Annotated in this window: 11 protein-coding genes and 3 pseudogenes; 4 read left to right on the forward strand and 10 right to left on the reverse strand. The window is 63.5% G+C overall.

Translation table 11 applies throughout. From position 1 onward, the window contains the following. Positions 1 to 78 precede the first annotated feature (78 nt). Together M3484_RS14880 and M3484_RS14885 are read right to left on the reverse strand one after the other, a co-directional pair. Positions 79 to 1,095, reverse strand: a complete 1,017-nt coding sequence (locus M3484_RS14880) for a hypothetical protein (protein WP_249497467.1) — start codon at positions 1,093 to 1,095, stop codon at positions 79 to 81. Between the two features lie 112 nt (positions 1,096 to 1,207). After that, positions 1,208 to 1,645 (reverse strand): annotated as a pseudogene (locus M3484_RS14885) (formylglycine-generating enzyme family protein). An 840-nt stretch (positions 1,646 to 2,485) separates the two neighbouring features. On the opposite strand from M3484_RS14885, the pseudogene M3484_RS14890 reads away from it, so the two are divergent. Next, positions 2,486 to 2,587 (forward strand): annotated as a pseudogene (locus M3484_RS14890) (IS5/IS1182 family transposase); the annotation flags it as partial. 413 nt (positions 2,588 to 3,000) lie between these two features. On the opposite strand, the gene M3484_RS14895 reads toward M3484_RS14890, so the two are convergent. Together M3484_RS14895 and M3484_RS14900 are read right to left on the reverse strand one after the other, a co-directional pair. After that, positions 3,001 to 3,210 (reverse strand): hypothetical protein, encoded by a 210-nt coding sequence (locus M3484_RS14895; protein WP_249497468.1) that lies wholly within the window; start codon positions 3,208 to 3,210, stop codon positions 3,001 to 3,003. Positions 3,211 to 3,704: 494 nt separating this feature from the next. After that, complete coding sequence (locus M3484_RS14900; RefSeq protein WP_249497469.1) at positions 3,705 to 4,601, reverse strand: DMT family transporter; 897 nt, start codon at positions 4,599 to 4,601, stop codon at positions 3,705 to 3,707. Positions 4,602 to 4,767: 166 nt separating this feature from the next. Between M3484_RS14900 and M3484_RS14905 the strand changes: the two genes are divergently transcribed. Then, positions 4,768 to 5,658, forward strand: a complete 891-nt coding sequence (locus tag M3484_RS14905; protein WP_249497470.1) for a LysR family transcriptional regulator — start codon at positions 4,768 to 4,770, stop codon at positions 5,656 to 5,658. Between the two features lie 24 nt (positions 5,659 to 5,682). On the opposite strand, the pseudogene M3484_RS24025 reads toward M3484_RS14905, so the two are convergent. The 5 genes and pseudogenes from M3484_RS24025 to M3484_RS14925 form a co-directional block, all read right to left on the reverse strand. Continuing rightward, positions 5,683 to 5,775 (reverse strand): annotated as a pseudogene (locus M3484_RS24025) (IS5/IS1182 family transposase); the annotation flags it as partial. Positions 5,776 to 6,060: 285 nt separating this feature from the next. Beyond that, a complete protein-coding gene (locus tag M3484_RS14910) occupies positions 6,061 to 6,273 on the reverse strand; it encodes a hypothetical protein (protein WP_092899437.1) in 213 nt (70 codons plus the stop codon). 29 nt (positions 6,274 to 6,302) lie between these two features. Beyond that, entirely contained in the window at positions 6,303 to 8,078 is a 1,776-nt protein-coding gene (locus tag M3484_RS14915; RefSeq protein ID WP_249497471.1) for an acyl-CoA dehydrogenase C-terminal domain-containing protein, read from the reverse strand. Positions 8,079 to 8,128: 50 nt separating this feature from the next. After that, positions 8,129 to 8,554 (reverse strand): MerR family transcriptional regulator, encoded by a 426-nt coding sequence (locus M3484_RS14920; RefSeq protein WP_249497472.1) that lies wholly within the window; start codon positions 8,552 to 8,554, stop codon positions 8,129 to 8,131. 346 nt (positions 8,555 to 8,900) lie between these two features. Then, positions 8,901 to 11,270: a response regulator gene (locus M3484_RS14925; protein ID WP_349306280.1), complete on the reverse strand. Its 2,370-nt coding sequence runs from the start codon at positions 11,268 to 11,270 to the stop codon at positions 8,901 to 8,903. A 224-nt stretch (positions 11,271 to 11,494) separates the two neighbouring features. Between M3484_RS14925 and M3484_RS14930 the strand changes: the two genes are divergently transcribed. Together M3484_RS14930 and pbpC are read left to right on the forward strand one after the other, a co-directional pair. Continuing rightward, complete coding sequence (locus M3484_RS14930; protein WP_249497474.1) at positions 11,495 to 16,957, forward strand: alpha-2-macroglobulin family protein; 5,463 nt, start codon at positions 11,495 to 11,497, stop codon at positions 16,955 to 16,957. Between the two features lie 17 nt (positions 16,958 to 16,974). Continuing rightward, entirely contained in the window at positions 16,975 to 19,026 is a 2,052-nt protein-coding gene (gene pbpC / locus M3484_RS14935; protein ID WP_249497475.1) for a penicillin-binding protein 1C, read from the forward strand. Positions 19,027 to 19,191: 165 nt separating this feature from the next. Here pbpC and M3484_RS14940 read toward each other — a convergent pair whose 3' ends face one another. After that, positions 19,192 to 19,929 (reverse strand): metallophosphoesterase, encoded by a 738-nt coding sequence (locus M3484_RS14940; protein WP_249497476.1) that lies wholly within the window; start codon positions 19,927 to 19,929, stop codon positions 19,192 to 19,194. Positions 19,930 to 19,979 lie beyond the last annotated feature (50 nt).

The raw sequence follows: 19,979 nt of genomic DNA on the forward strand, positions 1-19,979 counted from the left end.
CGTCACGTCTCAGATGGCGCGGGCCATACAGGAAAATGGCCTGTTTGGGAAGCCCGATCCGGTCGGCCCCCTTCTGCATCAGCCTTTGATCGCCGCCTGCAGCCTTTGCATATCGGCGGTAAGGGCGGGTGTGCTCAGCCCGAGTCTGGTGGCGAGGGCCGCGATCCGGATCCGCCAGTCAAGGCGCGCCAGTGCCTCGTGATGGTTGCGGCGCGCAACCTCCGGAGTCCAGGCCCGGACGGCTTCGGCAATCAGATCAAGGTTGCGCTCAAGATCAATCCCGCCGGTTTCCAGCACCGCGCCGGGCCAGCTGACCAGGTGCAGATCACCCTCGGGCTGGCGCCCGGCAACGCTGGCACCACAGGCCAGCGCATCGGTCCAGCGCGCGGTGACATAGGCGCGTGTCGGGTGGGTATAGGGGGCGGGCGCCGCGATGTTCGAATGCGCGATGATGAATTTCGACCGCGCATACCAGTCGCGCATCAGTTCGGTCTGCTGTGTTTCCGGGCTGGCGGGGAAGGGGGGACGGCCCTGGAACTGCAACCCCCGCGCCGCGCAGGCGGCGGCGGTGCGCGCGTCATCATCCCAGGCTTCGGGCTGGCGGCCGATCCGCAAGAGGTCAATCGGGCGCTCTGCCGCATCGCTGCCCAGATCCAGCACGTCGGCCCCCCAGCCCAGATACATCGCGCGGCCCGGCGCCAGCGCCTCGTAATCCGGGGCGTCACCCTCGCGGGTATAGGCCACCAGGTCGAAATGCGACAGCAGGCGCCTGGCGGGGCGCGGCCAGGTCCTGGTCCAGAAACTGTCGATCACCCAGAGCGCGCGGAACGCCCGTTTCTCGCGCCAGAGCGGATGGGCCAGCGCCCGCATCAGTTCGGAAGGTGAGCGCAGCACAAAGATATCACCGCCCGTGCCGCCGCGCGACGGAGGAAACAGCGTCGCGCCAAGCCGCCGCGGCAGCGACAGCCTGCAGGGGCCAAGGTCGTAAGTCTCGGCCTCAAGGAGCCGCGCCATCAGGCTGATCAGGTGATTGACCGGCATCCAGCCAGCATCCTGGTTTGCGAAACAGAACAGCCTTGTCGCAGCATGGGTCATGGTATCGGCCTCCGGCAACTGACAGGGGGCCTGCGGCCATATCCCGCGCAGAGATAGCAGAAATTCCGTGAAGGCGGAATGGGTTGGTGAGATTTCAGGGGGACAGCCGCTGTCAGGGGCCGGGTTCAGCCCAGTTCAGCCGAAGGCCAGTAGGACCGGTCGGGCTTTCCGACGTATTATGGCTGCGCGACTGTACGAAATGGCGGGCGCAATAGCTGTCATGACACAGATGCGATCCGCCGCGCCTCACCTTGCTGCCACCCGCCGTCCATTCCCAGACAGTGCCGGTCATATCGGGCCGCCCATAGCCGTTCGGCGCAAAGGCCCTGACCGGAGCGGTGGCTGCAGCGCCGTCCTCTGCGCTGTTCCGATCGGGAAAGCGGGCTTGTCAGATATTATGCCCATGCCACCCAGCCGGGGTCAGATCCTTCCCCCAAGGGAATTTCAACCGCGTAAGCCCGCCGCGCGCGACATAGTCCGATTGCGCCTCGGAGGGCAGGCTGTGGCCGGTAAACGCTGCAAAAGCCCTGGCGTCATGTGCCCCTTGCAGAAGGACGGGACCACCGGATCCGGAGACCGCTCGCCTCTGACAAGCGGCAAGAGCGCTTGCCGGCTTTGCCGCTTTGCCGCGGCGATATCGACCACTGTCACCGCAGGGGCTCCCGTTATGAACGAGGGGCGACCGGAGCGCAGGTCAGTTCGCGATGTCGATGATCTGCGCCTCATGCGGCATCAGGGTCATCATCATCCTTGCCCGCGCCGGTTCGCAGACCGGAGCCTGGCAATGACCTGTGTGGAAGCCGTCGATCCCGCGCAGAATTCGTCCGGAACCGGGAACTGTAAAGGCACTCGAATACCGATCTATGGCGCCAGGGCGCCACGGCATCGTCAAAGCGGACCGGAGGAATGTTTCTGCGCGTCATAAGGTTGCCTTGTCATGCACCGAAAACTCCGGTGGCATCAGGCCGCAGCTTGTTCCGGAATCGATTTTTGGTGCCAATCCGTTCCTCATGCGGGCATCGGGGGATAGCGGAGCAGCACGGTCCGCAGACCATGTTAATAAAATGGATTACCGTTTTCGATGCCATGTGTTTCAGGGTCATCTCTGCTTGGGAGGCAATTCTGGCGCGCGATCTGATAGCCAACGGTGAGCGGGCCTTCAGATCATCGACAGCACTGTGATGCGCGCCCATCATCATTATTCAGCGGAAGCAACAGGGGGACTGCTGATAAAAGGCTCTCTGCTGTTCGAGAGGTCCGGTGGCAAAACGATCACTGGTTCGTTTGCGGGACCACTTCCAGGATCAGGGTCCAACGGCGCTGACGTCCCGATGAGAGCCGTTCTGGCCGCCCCCGAAGGCTGTTATGCCTGTGGCACCGGGGCTGTCGCTCGGATAGACGTCACGAGGATATAGAAAGCCGCGGCGCGGCGCCGATGATCCCGATGCGCAAGAACCGAGAGATGCGCAAGGCTGTCGAGATGACCCTCTTCAACAAACCGAAAAGCTGCTGACTGGCCAACGGCTGCGACAATATCGCAGGCAGTATCCGCGCCTTTGCCGACGCCGCCTTTGTCAGGCTATGGTCCCGCCATTTTGCAACATGACCCAAGAGCGCTGTTTTCGGCCCAGCCCGCTCCGGCCGGGCTCATGATCGCGCTCTTTTTCAACAGGCCTGCTCCTTCGGTCTCTGGCAATCGGCCTGATGATCCGCCGGCCCACGGTCATGCCGCGATGGGTTGAACGACGTTCTCTCCTCCGCCTCTTCTGGCTGGACATGCGGCCATGGCACGGAGGGCCCGAACGGCACTGAACTGGTCTTTTCTGACTTCACGATCCGCTTCCCCCCAGTAACCCCGACACCTCTCATAGCGAAGGCGGCGGGGTTTTCCCCGCCGCCGACGGGTCAGCGCCGCTGGGGCTGACGCGGCTGATCGTTACCAGGCTGTTTCTGGCCGGGCATCTGCTGTTCCTGCTGGCGTCCGGGATCACTGTCAGATTTGCGGTGCGGATCCTTCACCTGAGGTTGCTTCGGATCGCGCGGCTGCTCGCGGGTCGGGTCTCTGGGGTCTGCCATTGCTAGTCCTCCATTTACGACAGGTTTGTCGCGCTTCATTGCGGCGACACCTCTAAAACGTCAGGGCCGCATGCAGGCTCCATCACGTAATATCACGCGCGAAATCCAGCCGGATTCACGGGCAGAACCAGGCTGAGGCCCGCCGAATTGCGCTCCTGCCCGCTCTGTCGGGCGACTTCAGTTGCCCCGGTCAAAGCAAAGGCGGCTCCTGGTCATCCCAGAGCCGCCCGCATCGGCCTCGCGGCTGGCCGGATTTCCCCCGCGTGTCACGGCGCTGAAGCCTCAGTGCAGGTCGCCTTCAGGTGTTTTCCTCGGTCCGAAACCTGTCCCGCGAGGCGATGATCCGGGTGGGGAGGGAATATGCGAAAGCTCATGGTCAGGCTGAGAAAGGAGGCCCGGGATCAATGGGCCGCATATGCCCCGGGAAAGGCCGCCAGCGGCTCGCGATTGGCTGGGCCAGCCTCGCCCTGCTGTTCGTCCGGCGCTTTCAGTCACGCGAAGCGAGGCGGTCTTTCAGGTGCGAAGCGCCGGTTCTAGCGCGAGGTCAGCCAGACCCCCAGCATCGTGACCGCAAGACCCGCAAACATTGCCATGGTCAGAGGTTCGGAGAACAGCGCCCATGCCCATACCATCGTGACGGGGGGGCTCAGATAAATGGCGGCGCTGACTTTCGCCGCAGGAAACATCCTGAGCGCTGTGTAATAGACCGAGTAGGTCGCGAAGGTCGCGATCAGCACCAGCCAGGCCATGCCGATTGCGAATTTCTGCGTCAGGGGCGGGGCCAGACTTCCTTCGCTCATCCAGGCGCAGGCTGCAAACAGGACAGAACTGGTAAGGGTGTGAATGCACAGGCTCTGATACACAGGGATGCGCAGCAGGGGCTGTTTGCGGTGCAGAATAGAGGCAAGGGCAAAGACCAGCATCGACACCACTGTCAGCCCATAGGCCCAGAGGGGGGCAGTTCCCAGACTCAGGCTGTCAAAGGTCACAAGCAAGACCCCGGCCAGGGCGATCCCGGTTCCCAGCCATTGGCGTGGGGTAAGGCGTTCACCCAGCAAAGGTTGCGACATGGCGGCAATGGCAAGCGGAAGCAGATCAGAGATCAGCGCGACCAGGCCCGTCGGGACACGTTCGCCGATGGCCAGCGCAAACCCCCCAAGGTAAATAAAAACCGCCATCACCCCAAAGCCCATCTGCGCCAGAACTGCCTTCAGCGACAGGCGAGGCCCGAACAAAATCGCAAAGGGCAAAAGGATCAGGCCCGAAATCAGCGTCCGCCAGAACAGCAGGAGGGCAATACCCGCCTCATCATTCGCGTATCGGATGCCGACGAAGCCGGAGCTCCATCCGACCACCAGCATGAGCGCCATGGCAGGCCAGAGAAACCAGGGCCGGGCGCGGGCCGGCAGAGCAGTGGCGAGGTTGGACATTCTGTGTTCCGGTTTGGACAGGATTGCCACTGGCTACGGGGTTTCAGGCGTCGGGGCACATGACAAATTTCGATATTCAAATGACAGGACCATCGTAAATGTAATGAATACTTGCCTGAATATTGCCACCTGGTCATGAATACGGGGTCACATGTGGGGCATTATCATGACCGAACTTCTATCGCGACGCCTCGATATCGACGCTTTGCGCGCTGTCAGGGCCATCCGTCAGCACGGTGGCGTCACGCGCGCGGCCGAGGCGCTCGGGCTGACGCAATCTGCAGTCAGCCACAAGATAAAGCGGCTGGAGACCAGCCTGGATTGCGAAATCCTCTGCCGCAGGCCCGGCATGACGCTTTTCACAAAGCAGGGGGAAGAACTGCTGTCCTATGCCGACCGGATCCTCAGCCTGCATGACGAAGCGCTGCTGAGCCTGACGAAAAACGATCTCAGCGGCCGGATCCTGCTGGGCCTGACCGAAGACACCACCTGCTCGGATCTTGCGCGGATCCTTGGGCGCTTTCATCGCCTGCACCCGCAGGTGTCGGTGCGCACCCGGGTCCGCATGAGCCTCATCTTGCGCGCCATGCTGGATCGTGGCGAGCTCGATGCCGCCATCATTCAGGTCTTTGCCCATGAAATCCGGCCCGCCGATGTCGTGCTGTTCCGCGAGGCGCTGCACTGGGTGAAATCCCGCGAACTTGCACTTGCGCCAGATGGACCGGTACCGTTTCTGTCTTTTGATGATGAGTGTTTCTATCGTCAATGGGCGCTGGATATCGGCCAGGATGGCGGTGCGATGCTGGAAACCGTCTTCGAATGTTCAAGCGCGGCGGGGATTACCGCAGCGGTCAATGCCGGCCTCGGGGTGGCGCTGCTGAGCGACCGGTATCTGCGCGCTGAGATGGAGGTGCTCGCGGACCGATTGCCCAAACCGCCGGCGCTTGCCTATGTCATCCGGCGTGCTCGGAAGGCCAGAAATCCGGCGCTGGACAGCCTGATCACCGAAGTGACCACCGAAATCAGTCGCAATGGCGGTCTGACGCTCGCCGCCTGAACTGCAGGTAAGCGCGCTGCAGGTCTGGGCTTCGACTGCCTGGCGGTCCGGATCGCGCGATAAGATGCGTTCACCGAAGGCATGGCCGCACCGCATCTTTACTTCGATCCTCTTCCGGCGACTCCGTGGCCTGGCCTATCCGGGCTGCTCGTCAGGTCTGCCGTCGATGGCGGAGGGCCGGGAGTTCCGGGCGAGTGGCAGTGAAGCATATCGGTGGCAGCGCGGCGTTCGGGATGGCCATTCGCCCGGATCTGCCGTTCAGGCACGATGGAGGGGCGTCGGGGCCGGAATTGTTCAGAGACTTGCTAAGGGTTCGGGGCGGGCAGACGTTGATGAGACTTTTCCTCTCGATCCACATACCCACCCCTCAGGCGGCGTTCATTGGCTGACGCCCGCCGGCGGTTACCGTTTGCGCGCGTCGAGCTCGGAATTGAACAGCCGCAGCCGATGGGTGAGTTTTTCACTGTCGATGACCGAGTCGAAATTTTCGAAGAGGAAGGACAGGGCTTCTCCTTCATCGAGGCCGGCATCAAAGGCGAAGCGCTTCAGCCGGCGATAGCCGTCTTCGGTCATGGCGACGGGAAATCGGCGGGTCAGTCGGAAACGTTTCGGCATCAGTCTCTCCAGAGCGGGCTTGCGTCAGTCTAGAACGCCTCTGCGGCCAAAGCCATGACCGGATCCGCACCGCTCTCTATCCGGGCCAGATGCGTTGCACAGGCGGGCAGCTGGCGGGCCATATAATAGCGGCCGGTGGCGATCTTCGCGTCAAGATAGTCCTGGTCCGCCGCGCCGGCATCAAGGGCCGCAAAGGCGGCACCGGCCATTTTCGTCCACATCAGGCCAAGGCAGACATGGCCGGCCAGATGCAGGAAGTCGGAGGATCCCGCCAGCGCCGCATTCGGGTTTTTCGCGCCGTTCTGCATGAAATACATGGCCGCAGCCTGAAGCTGTTTCGAGGCGGTTGTCAGCGCGTCAGCGAAGGGCTTCATCCGCTCATCACTGTCATGGGCGCGGCATTCGGCCTTCACCAGGTCGAAAAACGCCATCACATGCCTGCCGCCATCCGCCGCGAGTTTACGCCCGACGAGGTCCAGCGCCTGTACGCCATTCGCGCCCTCATAGATCATCGCGATCCTGGCATCGCGGACGAACTGGCTCATGCCCTGTTCTTCGATATAGCCGTGGCCGCCGAAAACCTGCTGCGCCCCGACCGTCGATTCAAAACCCTTATCGGTCTGGAACCCCTTTATGACCGGCGTCAGCAAACCGATCAGCCCGTCGGCTTCGGCATCGGCATTGCGATGCGCGCGGTCGATCAGCGAGGCGCCCCAGAAGGTCAGCGCCCTTGCGCCTTCGATAAAGCTCTTCTGATCCATCAGCATGCGGCGGATATCGGGATGCACGATCAGAGGGTCGGCGGCGCCTTGCGGGTTCTCCGCCCCGGTCACGGCACGGCCCTGGAGACGGTCTTTCGCATAGGCGACCGCGTTCTGATACGCTGACGCGGCCACGGCATAGCCCTGAAGACCGACCCCCAGCCGCGCCTCGTTCATCATGGTGAACATGGCCCGCATCCCCTTGTGGAGATCGCCCAGCAGCCAGCCCTTCGCGCCATCATAATTCAGCACACAGGTCGCGTTGCCGTGAATGCCCATCTTCTCTTCGATCTTGCCGGTCGAGATGCCGTTTCTGGCCCCGACAGAGCCATCATCGTTCACCAGAAACTTCGGCACGATAAAAAGCGAGATGCCTTTTGTGCCCTCGCCGCCACCTGGCGCGCGGGCCAGCACCAGGTGGATGATGTTCTCGGCCAGATCATGGTCGCCCGCCGAAATGAAGATCTTCTGGCCTGTGATCAGATAAGAGCCATCCTCCTGCGGTTCGGCCCTGGTGCGCAGAAGACCCAGATCGGTGCCGCAATGCGGCTCGGTCAGGTTCATGGTGCCGGTCCAGTCGCAGGCGATCATCTTCGGGAGATATTGCGCCTTTTGCGCCTCGGTGCCATGCGTATGGATCGCCGAAACCGCGCCATGCGTCAGGCCCTGATACATATTGAAGGCCATATTGGCCGAGACGAAGATCTCGCCCACGGCGCAATTGATCAGATAGGGCAGACCCTGGCCGCCATATTCCGGATCGCAGTCCAGCGCGGTCCAGCCGCCCTGCTTCATCGTTTCAAACGCGGCTTTGAACCCATCGGGCGTGTGCACTACGTCATTTTCCAGCACACATCCCTGGCGGTCACCACTTGCATTCAGAGGGGCGAGCACGGCCGAGGCAACCTTGCCGGCCTCTTCCAGCACGGCGCCGGTGAAGGCACGGTCGAGATCCGCGTAGCCGGGAATGTCAAACCCGGAGATCCCGAAAACATCATGCAAAATGAACTGCATATCCTTCACCGGGGCGGTATAGCCGGTCATCGCTCTCTCCCTTCGGTTCTGTGCCGCCGGACCTCCTGGCCCGGCAGTGGTCATTTGCCTGGCGGGGCGGCATTCTGGCTGCGGGCATTCTGGCTCCGGGCGGCGGCGATCAGGCCGGCACCGGTCTCCAGCTCTGCCTTCAGATCGCCTATCGCAACCGTCAGTTCATCGCGCTGCTGCTCCATCGCGCGCAGCCTGTCCTGGGCCAGATCCCAGGTGCGTTCCATCTGCGCGAGGTTCGAGCCATCGCGGGCATAGAGGTTCAGGACCTGACGGATGTCTTCCAGCGAAAAGCCAAAACGTTTGCCCCGCAGGATGATGGTCAACCGTGCCCGCTCGCGCCTGGTGTAGAGCCGTTGCGACCCGATGCGGATCGGCGCAAGCAGCTCTTTCGCCTCGTAAAAGCGCAGCGTCCTCGGGGTGACATCAAAGCTGTCGCACATCTCGCGGATCGTCATCTGCTCGTCGTTGGGCATTGTCCTCTTTCCTGAATAGTACCCCCGGGCGCGGACCGGTGGCTGGTTAAGACATGTGCTTTGATCTTCGGTGATGCAATTGGGCTTACGTAAACGTCAAGATAACGTCGCGTCACGCCTGCGGTATCGGCAGAGTGCTGCCGCTGCTGCGCTGCAGAGAGGCAGAGAGGCAGAGCAGGACGGCAAAGCCACAGCGGAGGTCGAGACGGTTTTGCGATTGGCCGACATGGGCAAAGCCAGGCTGAAAGGCCTGTGACCCGGCGCAGATGGCAAGGCGGAGCGGGCCATATGTGGTCCTTCTCGGTTTTGGGCAGCCATCGGGGAACGCGCATTCCCGGAACCAGGCTCAGCCCTGTCCGCCGCTCTCGGGCGGGCGGCACGCTTCGGGGCCAAAGGCCAGAACGGCAGCGCTGATCTCGGATCTGCGCAGCGGTTTCGTCAGATAGCTGTCCATGCCCGAGGGGAGAATTCCCTCTTCATCGCCCTCCATCGCAGGCGCGGTCAGCGCGATGATCGGAACCGGCCTCAGCCCGCGCGCGGCCTCGCTTTCGCGGATCGCCCGTGTCGCTTCGTGCCCGTCCATCCCTGGCATCGAGATATCCATGAAGATCAGATCGGGCCTGTAGCTTTCCCATTCCGCCAGCGCCTCATGGCCATTTCCGGCAAAGCGCAGCTCGACATCAAGCGGGCGCAGCATTTTCTGCATGACCAGCTGATTGGTCCTGTTGTCTTCGGCGGCAAGGATGCGCATGGCCCGCATGCGCTGCGCGGCAGGGAGTGGGGCCTCGGGCAAGGCGGATTCCGGCGCAACCGGCAGCGTCAGACGGTTCAGAAGCCGATAAAGCTCAGCCCGCAGAACCGGCTTTTGCAAGATTGCATCGACGGCCTCGCCACCCGCCTCCCGCGCGGCAAGCGGACTGGACGAGAGGAGGACCAGCGGCTTGTCATAACCGGCCTCTCGCAGCTTTTTGGCAAGGACCGCTCCGTCCATGTCTGGCATTTCGTGATCGGCAAGCACGACATCCGGGACCTTCCCGCCAGCGACAAGGTCCAGCGCGTCCTGACCCGAACGGCAGAGCCACACCTCTGCCCCAAAGGCCGAGAGCTTGCGTTCGAGGATGGCGCGGGTGATGAACCGGTCATCGACCACCAGCGCTTTTCCGGTCAGGACAGGCAGCCGCGCGGCCCCGCGATCTTCCGCCAGCGGCAGGGTAAGCCGGAAGCCGAAGACTGTACCCTTGCCATAATCGCTGTCGATCCAGACCGCGCCCTCCGCCCGCTCGATCAGGCGCCGGGTGATCGCGGGGCCAGGCCCGACGCGTTCGAATTTGCGGTTCCGTTCATTATCGACCTGACAGAAGTCGGCGAAAACATGGTCGAGCAACCCGTCCGGAATGCCGATCCCGGTATCTTCGACCGTGACATGCAGCTGGTGGCGCCCGCCTTCGGCCTTTATGCCGATGACGCGGGTGAGCACATGGCCTTTGGTGGTGCATCTGACCGCATTGCCAATCAGTTTGGTGAGCACCTGCCGGAGCCGCTCCGGATCCCCGGTGAAACGGGTGGGCAGGACAACATCGTAATCGATCATCAGATCGATGCCCTTTTCCCGCGCGCGCGGCTGCAGGAGCATCACCACCTCGTTGATGAGACGTTCGAAATCGAAAGGCTCGGGGCGCAGCGTCAGCTGCCCGGCTTCGATTTTGGAATAGTCGAGGATTTCGTTGATGATCATCTGCAGCGCCTCGCCCGAGGGCCGGATGGTCCCGGAAAAGAGGCGCGGCTCATCCGACAGCGCGGTGTCGTATGACAGTTCCGCCATGCCGCCGATGCCATTTATCGCTGCGCGGCTCTCATCGCTCATATTGGCGAGGAAGGCTGATTTCGCCCGGCTCGTGGCCTCGTCGGCGAGGCGCGCGGATTCGAGCGCCACCGCCTTTTCGCGCAATTGCGTGATGTTGACACGAAGGCCGACACGGCCACCATCCGGGGTCTCCTTATCGATGGTGCGCAGCCAGTGGCCGTCTTTCAGCTGATGCTGCCCTTCGGCCGCAGCGCCGCGGTGTTCCGATATCCCGGCATTGACTAGTTCTTCTTCGCGCCTGCGCGCCTCGGGATGCTCGCCCGGAGCGAGGCCGCAGCGCAGGATTTCCTTGAAAGACAGGCCTGGGGTCATCATCGGGGCCGAGGTCTTGTAAATATCGCGGTGGCTCTGGTTGCAGGTCACGATTCTGTCCTCGCTTCGAAAAGTACGAACCCATCCGGCAGCACATCCAGGGCCGGCCAATGGCGTGAATCGCAACCGGGCGGGGGAGGGGCCTGGCCGGGGGCAGGTCCGGCACTTCCGGGTCAGGGGGGGCAGCAACGGGTCCGCATTTGCGGCCGTGACCAGAGTGACCGGCGTTCCAGGCGGAGCGACGGCTGGGCATAGGGGGGCTCTGGATGGTGGTGCCACGGTTGAGAGGGGATCGGAGGGCCCGGCCTGAGTGACAGGCATCGCAGAGGATGCGCCGGCGGCAGCGGCAAGGGCTGCTCGTTCGGGTTTTGCCACATTGGGTGAGGCCAGGCGCTGGGCCCGGACGATGCTGCGGTTCTGGCGCGCCAGCCGCTCTTCGGCGGGGACGAGTTCGCAGATACGCCAGGCCAGCAGACGTTCTGCTGCCAGCCTCGCTCGCCTTTCCATGGTCAGTCGTTCTGACAGATCCATCGCCGTCATGATCCAGGAACCCGGTTTCGCTGTGCCGGATCTGAAATTCTGTCCAGAAGTCCGGTATTCCGGACCACCTTCTCCCTTCAAAATGAAGCAGGAGTTAACAGGGGAGAAGTTCCTTTCTCCCGCATGTTTATTCGCGCCCGCCTGACCTTCCCGGCACTTGCCCGGGGGGCGGACGCGTGCGAAGCTGAAAGAGACGTCATGGCAGGCGGAACGGGAGTATTGTGATGCGTAATTTCGTCAGAAGTCTTTTGATGGCGGCCACGATTGCCCTGCCCGGAATGGCCTTGGCCCAGGATCTGATCCCCGAACGGCGCTCGGTCGTGATGCTGGATTCGGATCTTGTGGGCGGCGATATCGCCTCGGTCTTCGACACGACCGTCCAGGCCTGTGAACGCGCCTGTGTCACCAATACCCAATGTGACGCCTGGACCTTCAACAGCCGCAATGGCAGCTGCTTCCTCAAATCCGATCCCGGTGGGCCCGAAAGCTTTATCGGTGCGCAATCGGCCTGGGTGGTCGCAGCAGCGCCGGGCGCGCAGGCCCGTGCAAAAGAGCGGCGTGCCGAGCTGAGCTTCCTGCCCGATGACGAATTCACCGCCGCGTTCAACCGTGCCAGCTCGATTGGCAGCACCCATCCGACCGGCGACCAGAGCGCCGATGATCTGCTGCGCGAGGCAGCAGGAGACGAGGCCCGTTCCAGCTTTACCGCAGCAGTTGACAGGACCGGCGCGGCGCTTGCCATCATCGATGATGCCGACACCTGGGCGGAATATGCCCGTCGCGCCAAAGCCGCGGCGGATCAGCAGAATACGAGCGACCGGGGCTGGTACAGATCCCAGGCCTTTTACGGCGCGCTGAACGCCTATCTGCGCGCCGAAAGCAAGGCGCAGCGCCATTCGATCCTCGTCTTTGCGGCGCAGCTGATGGAAGAACGCGGCAATGGGCGCGAAATGGTGCAGGCGCTGCGCCTCGCACAATCGCTCCAGTCGCGGGATGACACCGCTGCAATGCTTGACGAGGCGATCAGCAAATACGGCTTCCGGATCGAGGAGCATCAGGTTGAATCCGATCTGGCCCGTCCGCGCATCTGCGCCGTCTTTACCGAAGACCTGAAACCTGTCGATGTCGATTACGGCGATTATGTGCGCCTGCCCGCCGGCGGCACTGCGGTGGAGCTGGCCGATCAGCGCAGGCTTTGCGTCACCGGTCTGACCCATGGCGAACGCTATACGCTGACCTTCCGCGAGGGTCTCCCGGCGGCTGACGGTCAGACGCTGGCCAAGGATATCGAGATCAATGCCTATGTCGGCGACCGCACGGCGGCCGTGCGCTTCCCCGGGCGCGGCTATGTGCTGCCGAAATCGGGCGATGCGGCGCTGCCGGTCGAAACCGTCAATCTCGACACGCTGGAACTGCAGCTTTACCGCGTCAGCGACCGCAATATGCTGCGCGCCATCCAGAACGACTATTTCGGCACGCCGATCAATTACTATTCGGAATGGTCCTTCACCGATGAGATCGGTGAGATGGTCTGGGAAGGCACCGCCTCGATGAAGATCGAGGTGAATAAGGATGTCACCACCCGTCTGCCGATGGTCGAGGCGCTGCAGGGCCGCGAGGCCGGGATCTATGCGCTGCGCGCCGCGATGCCGGGCAAGGATGCCTATGATTTCCCGCCGGCCTGGCAATGGTTTGTGGTCTCGGATCTGGGGATTACCAGCATGACCGGCGTCGACGGGCTGCATGTCTTCGTGCGCAGCCTCGGAACCGCCGGCGCCAAAGAAGGCGTGAAGGTACAGCTTCTGAACCGGGCGAACAGCCCGCTGGCCGAGACCGTGACCGATGCTCAGGGCTATGCCATTTTCGAGCCGGGCCTGATGCGTGGCACCGGCAGCGCGGCTCCGGCTTTGCTTGTGGTGACGGAAGGCGAGAAGGATATCTCCTTCCTCTCGCTCACTGATCCGGAATTCGACCTGTCGGATCGTGGCGTCGAGGGCCGTGAGGCCGCGCCGCCGGTTGATGTCTTCCTGACCACCGACCGCGGCGCTTACCGCGCGGGCGAAACCGTCTATGCCACCGCCATCGCACGCGACCCGAAAGCCGAGGCGGTGACTGGTCTGCCGCTGACCGCGATCCTGACCCGTCCCGATGGTGTCGAATATTCCCGCAGCCTGATCTCAGATCAGGGCGCGGGCGGCTATGTCTTCCAGCTTCCGGTTGCGGGCACTGCGCCGCGCGGCACCTGGTCGCTGGCGATCTTTGCCGATACCAAAGCAGAATCGCTGGTGTCGAAAACCTTCCTCGTCGAGGATTTCCTGCCCGAACGCATCGATTTCACCCTCGACGCCGGTGAGGCCGATCTGTCGCTGGCGGATCCCTGGATGAATATCGGGCTCACCGCGAAATATCTCTTCGGGGCGCCTGCCTCGGGGATGGAGATCGAGGGCGAGATCTATCTGCGTGCGGCCCAGGGGCTGAAATCCTGGCCGGGCTATGTCTTTGGCCGCCATGACCAGCCCTTCGACTCGCGGATGGACAGCTATCAGAGCGGCACCACCGATGATGAGGGCAAGGCGCAGCTCGACCTCGCATTGCCTGGCGCGGAAGGTCTGGAAGCCGACCGCCCGCTGACCGCGACCGCCGTGGTGCGGGTTGCCGAAGGCTCGGGCCGCCCGGTGGAGCGCCGCGTCGAGAAGAACGTGACGCCTGCCAGCGCGATGATCGGCATCAAGCCGGAATTCGACGGTGTGGTGGGGCAGGGCTCTGAGGCGCGCTTCCTCCTGCAAGGCATTGGCCCCGATCAGAAACCGGCCCCGATGGAGGTCAAATGGACCCTTACGCGACTGGAGAATGACTGGCAGTGGTACCAAAGCTATGGCAGCTGGTATTGGGAGCCGGTGAGCACCCGCAGCCATGTCTCGGAAGGCTCCGCGACGCTGGGCGGCAGTGATCCGGTGGCGATCTCGATCCCGGTGAACTGGGGCGAGTATGAGCTGAAGGTGGAACGGATCGACGGCGAGACCGCTGTGACCTCCACCAGCTTCTGGTCGGGCTGGTATGTGCCCGCCGATGTGTCATCGACGCCCGACACGCTGGAACTGTCGCTGGATAAGCCGGCCTATAAATCGGGCGAGACCGCGCAGCTGAGGATCGTGCCGCGTGCCGCAGGCACCGCGCTGATCACGGTGCTTTCAAACCGCCTTGTGCATATGGAAGCGGTCGAGGTGAAGGAAGGCGAGAACCTGATCCCGCTGACTGTCACCGATGAATGGGGCGCCGGCGTCTATGTGACGGCTTCGGTCCTGCGTCCGATGGATGTGGCGGCGGGACGGGTGCCCTCGCGTGCGCTTGGTCTGTCTTATGCAAAGGTCGATCCGGGCAAACGCGCCCTGACGACCACGGTGGAAATGGCCGATGAAGTCGATCCGCGCGGCCCGATGGATGTCGCGGTCAGGGTCGAGGGTGTTGAGCCCGGCGAGACCGCTTATGTCACCATCGCGGCTGTGGATGAGGGCATTCTGAACCTCACCGGTTTCAAGGCGCCGGATCCGCAGGGCTATTATTTCGGCCAGCGCAAGCTCGGCATCGGCATTCGTGATGTTTATGGCCGTCTGATCGACGGGCTGAACGGGGCCGAAGGCGAGGTGCGCTCGGGTGGGGATGCAGGCGCCCAGGCGCGGCTGCAAACCCCGCCTCCGACCGAAGAGCTGGTGGCCTATTTCACTGGCCCGGTCGAAGTGGGGGCCGATGGCTATGCCCGCACGACCTTTAACCTGCCCTCCTTCAACGGCTCGGTGAAGGTGATGGCCGTGGCCTGGTCGAAGACCGGCGTCGGTCAGGCCGACAAGAATGTCCTGGTGCGTGACCCGGTGGTGGTGACCGCTTCGGTGCCGCGCTTCATGGCACCTGGCGATCAGAGCCGGCTCTTGCTGGAGATCGTCCATGCAAGCGGCCCTTCGGGTGAGATGAAGCTTGCGGTGACCTCGGAGGATCTGACGCTTGGAGACGTGCCGGCGAGCCTGACCCTTGCCGATAAGGGCAAGGCGGAATTCAGCGTCGGTGTGATCGCAGGCGGGGTTGGCCTGTCCGAGATCCGCGTGGCGCTGACCACGCCGGATGGCAAGGAGCTGATCAAGGATCTGAAACTGCCGATCCAGGTCAATGACCCGGAAATCGCGAAAATCTCGCGCTTTGATCTGAAAGCGGGCGAGACCTTCACCTTCGACGAGACGGTCTTTACCGATATGGTGCGCGGCACTGGCAAATCGGTCATGGCCATCGGCCCGCTTGCACGGCTGAATGCGCCGGGGCTTTTGGCATCGCTGGACCGCTATCCTTACGGCTGCACCGAGCAGATGACCTCCCGCGCCATGCCACTGATCTACTTTGATCAGGTGGCACGGGTGATGGATCTGAAACATGCTGCGGATATCCAGAAACGGATCGACGAGGCGGTGTCCGAGATCCTGATGAATCAGGGCTCCGGCGGCGGCTTCGGTCTCTGGGGACCGTCCTCGGGGGATCTGTGGCTTGACAGCTACGTCACCGACTTCCTCAGCCGGGCACGGGCCCAGGGCTATGCGGTGCCGGATCTGGCCTTCCGCAATGCGCTGACCAATCTTCGCAATCGCGTCAATTACGCGTCGAATTTCGACGCCAATACCCAGGGCGGCGGCACGGATCTGGCTTATGCGCTGATGGTTCTGGCGCGCGAAGGGGCCGCGGCGATCGGGGATCTGCGTTACTATGCCGATGTGAAGGGCGATGATTTCGCCACTCCGCTGGCGCAGGCGCAGCTTGGTGCGGCTCTGGCCTCTTATGGCGACCAGACCCGGGCCGATGCGATGTTCCGCAAGGCCGGCGCGCAGATCCTCGCGCTGCCCTCGGATACGGACACCCAGGTGCTGCGCGCCGATTACGGCACCAGATACCGGGACACGGCTGCGATCCTTACCCTCGCGGTCGAAGCTGGCAGCACGGCGATCGACCGCGAGGAACTGGTCAACCGTATCGCCATCGCACCGCGCTATCTTTCGACCCAGGAAGCGACCTGGGCCTTGATGGCGACGAATGCGCTGATCGACGCGCCGGATGTCTCGGGCGTCACGCTGGACGGCAAACCGGCCGAAGGGCCGCTGGTCAGGGTGATCCAGGACGGCGCCGCGCCTGTCGTGGTCAAGAATGAAGGGCGTGACACCTATCTGACCGTCACCACTTTTGGCGTGCCGTCAGAGCCCGAACCCGCCGGCGGCAATGGCTATACGATCACCCGCAGCTACTACACGCTTGATGGCGAAGCGGTGGAGCTGGACAAGGTCGTCACCGGCAACCGCTATGTGGTCGAACTGGAAGTGACGCCCTGGGATTATTCGGATGGCCGCCTGATCCTTGCCGATCCGCTGCCCGCAGGGTTTGAGATCGACAACCCGAACCTGATCTCGGGCGGCGATACCTCGCAACTCGGGTGGCTGAATGTGCTGGGGCAGACTGCACATTCCGAATTCCGCCAGGACCGTTTCATCACCCAGGTGGACTGGTCGTCGCGCGATGCTTTCCGTGTGGCTTATATTGTGCGGGCGATCAGCCCTGGCAATTACCACCACCCGGCGGCCTCGGTCGAAGATATGTACCGGCCTGACTTCCGCGCCCGCACCGACAGCGGACGGCTGACGGTCAACGCCGAGTAAGATGGCGGGGTAAGATCATGCGCGCGCGCTGGATCTTTGCGCTTGCGGCGGGCCTCTGGCTCGCCGCAGGGTCCCGCGATGCCTTTGACGGCTGGATCGATGCGACCGTGCTGCCGCCGCTGGCGCTGGCCACCTCGGTCGAGGTCAAGGACCGCGATGGCGATTTGCTCAGGGCCTATACTGTGTCGGATGGGCGCTGGCGGCTCAGGGTCGATCTGGCCTCCGTGGATCCGCGCTATATCGACATGCTCCTGAATTATGAGGATCGTCGCTTCCGCGATCATGCCGGCGTTGATCTCCAGGCGCTGGCACGGGCGGTTTTGCAGGCCGCGCGGTCTGGCCGCGTTGTCTCGGGTGGCTCGACCCTGACGATGCAGGTGGCACGGCTTCTGGAAGAGGGCACCACGGGCCAGGTCGGCGGCAAGCTGCGCCAGATGCGGGTCGCGCTGAAACTGGAACGCGAACTTTCCAAGGATGAGATCCTCTCGCTCTATCTGTTGCTTGCGCCTTTCGGGGGCAATCTCGAAGGGGTGCGGGCAGCATCGCTGTCTTACTTCGGCAAGGAACCGACCCGCCTGACCCCGGCCGAGGCGGCCTTGCTGGTTGCGATCCCGCAAAGCCCGGAAAGCCGCCGCCCCGACCGTGCAGCCGACCGCGCCGAGGCGGCGCGCGACCGGGTACTGGACCGTGCGGTGCGTTTCGGGCTGATCGAGGGTGAAGAAGCCCGGGCCGCCCTGACCGAACCCGTGCCGGGGATCCGCAAGCCTTTCCCGGCCTTCGCCCCGCATCTTGCAGACCGGGCCCGGACCGCCGATCCGACGCTGGGCGAACATATCCTGACCATCGACAGGGATCTGCAAAAGCGGCTTGAGACCCTTGCGGCGGAAACTGTCCGCGCGCGCGGCAGCCAGATGCAGATCGCGATCGTGGTCGCCGATCACCGTTCCGGCGAGATCCTTGCCTCGGTCGGGTCTTCGGGCTTTCAGGATGAAAAACGCCAGGGCTTTGTCGATATGACCCAGGCGCTGCGCTCTCCGGGATCGACGCTGAAGCCGCTGGTCTATGCGCTGGCCTTTGACGAGGGCCTCGCCCATCCCGAGACGGTGATCGATGACAAACCAATGAGTTTCGGCACCTATGCGCCGCAGAATTTCGACCGGCAATACCGCGGCGAGGTGCGGCTGCGCGAGGCGTTGCAGCTTTCTCTGAACATTCCGGTGGTGGCGCTGACCGATGCGCTCGGACCGGCAAAGCTGATTTCGGCGATGGGCAAGGCGGGGATGAAGTACCGCATTCCCGGCAATCAGCCCGGGCTCGCGGTGAGCCTTGGTGGCGTGGGGGTGAGCCTTCAGGATCTGGTGCAGCTTTATGCCGCGCTGGCGCGCGGCGGCGTGGCGCTGCCGCTGGTCTGGCGCCTTGACGGTGAACGTGCCGGGGGCGCCCGCGTGGTCTCGGCCGTTGCGGCCTGGCAAGTGGGGGATATCCTCGCAGGCCTTGCGCCGCCGCCGGGCGCGCCGGCGAACCGGCTGGCCTATAAGACCGGTACCTCCTACGGCCACCGTGATGCCTGGGCGATTGGCTATGACGGGCAACATGTGATCGGGGTCTGGATGGGGCGCGCCGATGGCACGCCGGTGCCGGGGGCGTTTGGTGCCGATGTGGCTGCTCCGGTGTTGTTTCAGGCCTTTTCCCGGCTGAAACAGGCGCTGACCCCGCAACCGCCCGCGCCTGCCGCGACATTGCTGGTCGCGAACCGCCAGCTGCCGCCGCCCCTGCAACGTTTCCGCCCCCGCAATGCGGCCTTTGCCGAAGTGAACGCGCCGAAAGTCGATTTCCCGCCCGATGGGGCCGAGGTGGAGCTTTTGCGCACGAGCGAGGATCGCCCGGGCCTGAAGGTGAAAGTCTCTGGCGGCACCGCGCCCTTCACCTGGCTGATCGACGGCGCGCCGATGGCTGTCGGGTCGCCGGATCGCGAAATCATCCTCGCGCTGTCGGGCACCGGATTTGTGACACTGAGTGTCATTGACGCCGAGGGCCGCTCCGCCCGTTCAAGGGTGCGGCTCTGGTGACCCGCCCCGCCCGCGCCGGAATTTTTAAAAATTCCGGGCCGGTTTCCGGATCTGAAACCGGGCGTCGCACGTGATCCACCGCCAGTGCGCCTGGTGATCAGCGCCCCGCTCTCGCCCATCTGATGACCAGGCAAACCTGCGGGATCGACCTTTGCCCGACCGGCTTCAGGCGCTTTCTGGCCGCAGCGGTACGCGGCCCTGATCGGTCAGCAAAAACACCTCGCGCCCGTCAATCGCAATGGCGGTGAGCGGCCCGCCATAGGCGGCAGAACTGTCGATATTGACCCGGTTGCCGTAATGTCTGGCCTGGTCCAGCGCGGTATGGCCATGGACGATCAGCGGCCCGTGATCGCGATTGTCGTCGAGAAAGCCCTTGCGGATCCAGACGAGATCATCCTCGGCCTGGTCCTCCAGCGCAATCCCGGGCCGGATGCCGGCATGCACAAAGAACACATCCCCACGGCGAAGCGAGGTCGGGCGGCTTTCCAGAAAGGCCAGATGCGCCGGGTCTACCCTGTCGACCGCCTCGCGATGCACGGGATCGATGGGGCGATCCCCGGCGGCGCGGATGCCGTAAGAGCGCAGCGTCTCGGCCCCGCCAACCGCCGGATGCAACCAGTTATAGGGGTTTGACAGCGCGGGATCTGCCCACCACGGGTCATGGATGAACTGCGTGAAGAGACGGTCGTGATTGCCCTTGAGCACCACCCAGTCCTCACCCCGCTCCATGCCGGTCTTCAGCCAGTCGATCACGCCGCGGCTGTCCGGCCCGCGATCCTCAAGATCGCCCAGATGCACCACCGGCGCCGGACCGTGCTGCGCGATATCCTTCGCGATCCGCTCATGTGCGCGTTTCAGAAGGTCGAGATGGCCATGAATATCGCCGATTGCATAGCTGCGCATAGGGGGCTCCTGCATCCGTTCCGCATGCCCGGCATTGCCGCGGGCCGCGG

This window comes from Pseudomonas sp. GX19020 (assembly GCF_023371075.1).
Classification (GTDB): domain Bacteria; phylum Pseudomonadota; class Alphaproteobacteria; order Rhodobacterales; family Rhodobacteraceae; genus Pseudogemmobacter.

Excerpts from the sequence above, each read along its gene's own strand:
- M3484_RS14880 (WP_249497467.1), bottom strand. The coding sequence starts at position 1,095 with ATGACCCATGCTGCGACAAGGCTGTTCTGTTTCGCAAACCAGGATGCT.
- M3484_RS14895 (WP_249497468.1), bottom strand. The coding sequence starts at position 3,210 with ATGAAGCGCGACAAACCTGTCGTAAATGGAGGACTAGCAATGGCAGAC.
- M3484_RS14900 (WP_249497469.1), bottom strand. The coding sequence starts at position 4,601 with ATGTCCAACCTCGCCACTGCTCTGCCGGCCCGCGCCCGGCCCTGGTTT.
- M3484_RS14905 (WP_249497470.1), top strand. The coding sequence starts at position 4,768 with ATGACCGAACTTCTATCGCGACGCCTCGATATCGACGCTTTGCGCGCT.
- M3484_RS14910 (WP_092899437.1), bottom strand. The coding sequence starts at position 6,273 with ATGCCGAAACGTTTCCGACTGACCCGCCGATTTCCCGTCGCCATGACC.
- M3484_RS14915 (WP_249497471.1), bottom strand. The coding sequence starts at position 8,078 with ATGACCGGCTATACCGCCCCGGTGAAGGATATGCAGTTCATTTTGCAT.
- M3484_RS14920 (WP_249497472.1), bottom strand. The coding sequence starts at position 8,554 with ATGCCCAACGACGAGCAGATGACGATCCGCGAGATGTGCGACAGCTTT.
- M3484_RS14925 (WP_349306280.1), bottom strand. The coding sequence starts at position 11,270 with ATGACGGCGATGGATCTGTCAGAACGACTGACCATGGAAAGGCGAGCG.
- M3484_RS14930 (WP_249497474.1), top strand. The coding sequence starts at position 11,495 with ATGCGTAATTTCGTCAGAAGTCTTTTGATGGCGGCCACGATTGCCCTG.
- pbpC (WP_249497475.1), top strand. The coding sequence starts at position 16,975 with ATGCGCGCGCGCTGGATCTTTGCGCTTGCGGCGGGCCTCTGGCTCGCC.
- M3484_RS14940 (WP_249497476.1), bottom strand. The coding sequence starts at position 19,929 with ATGCGCAGCTATGCAATCGGCGATATTCATGGCCATCTCGACCTTCTG.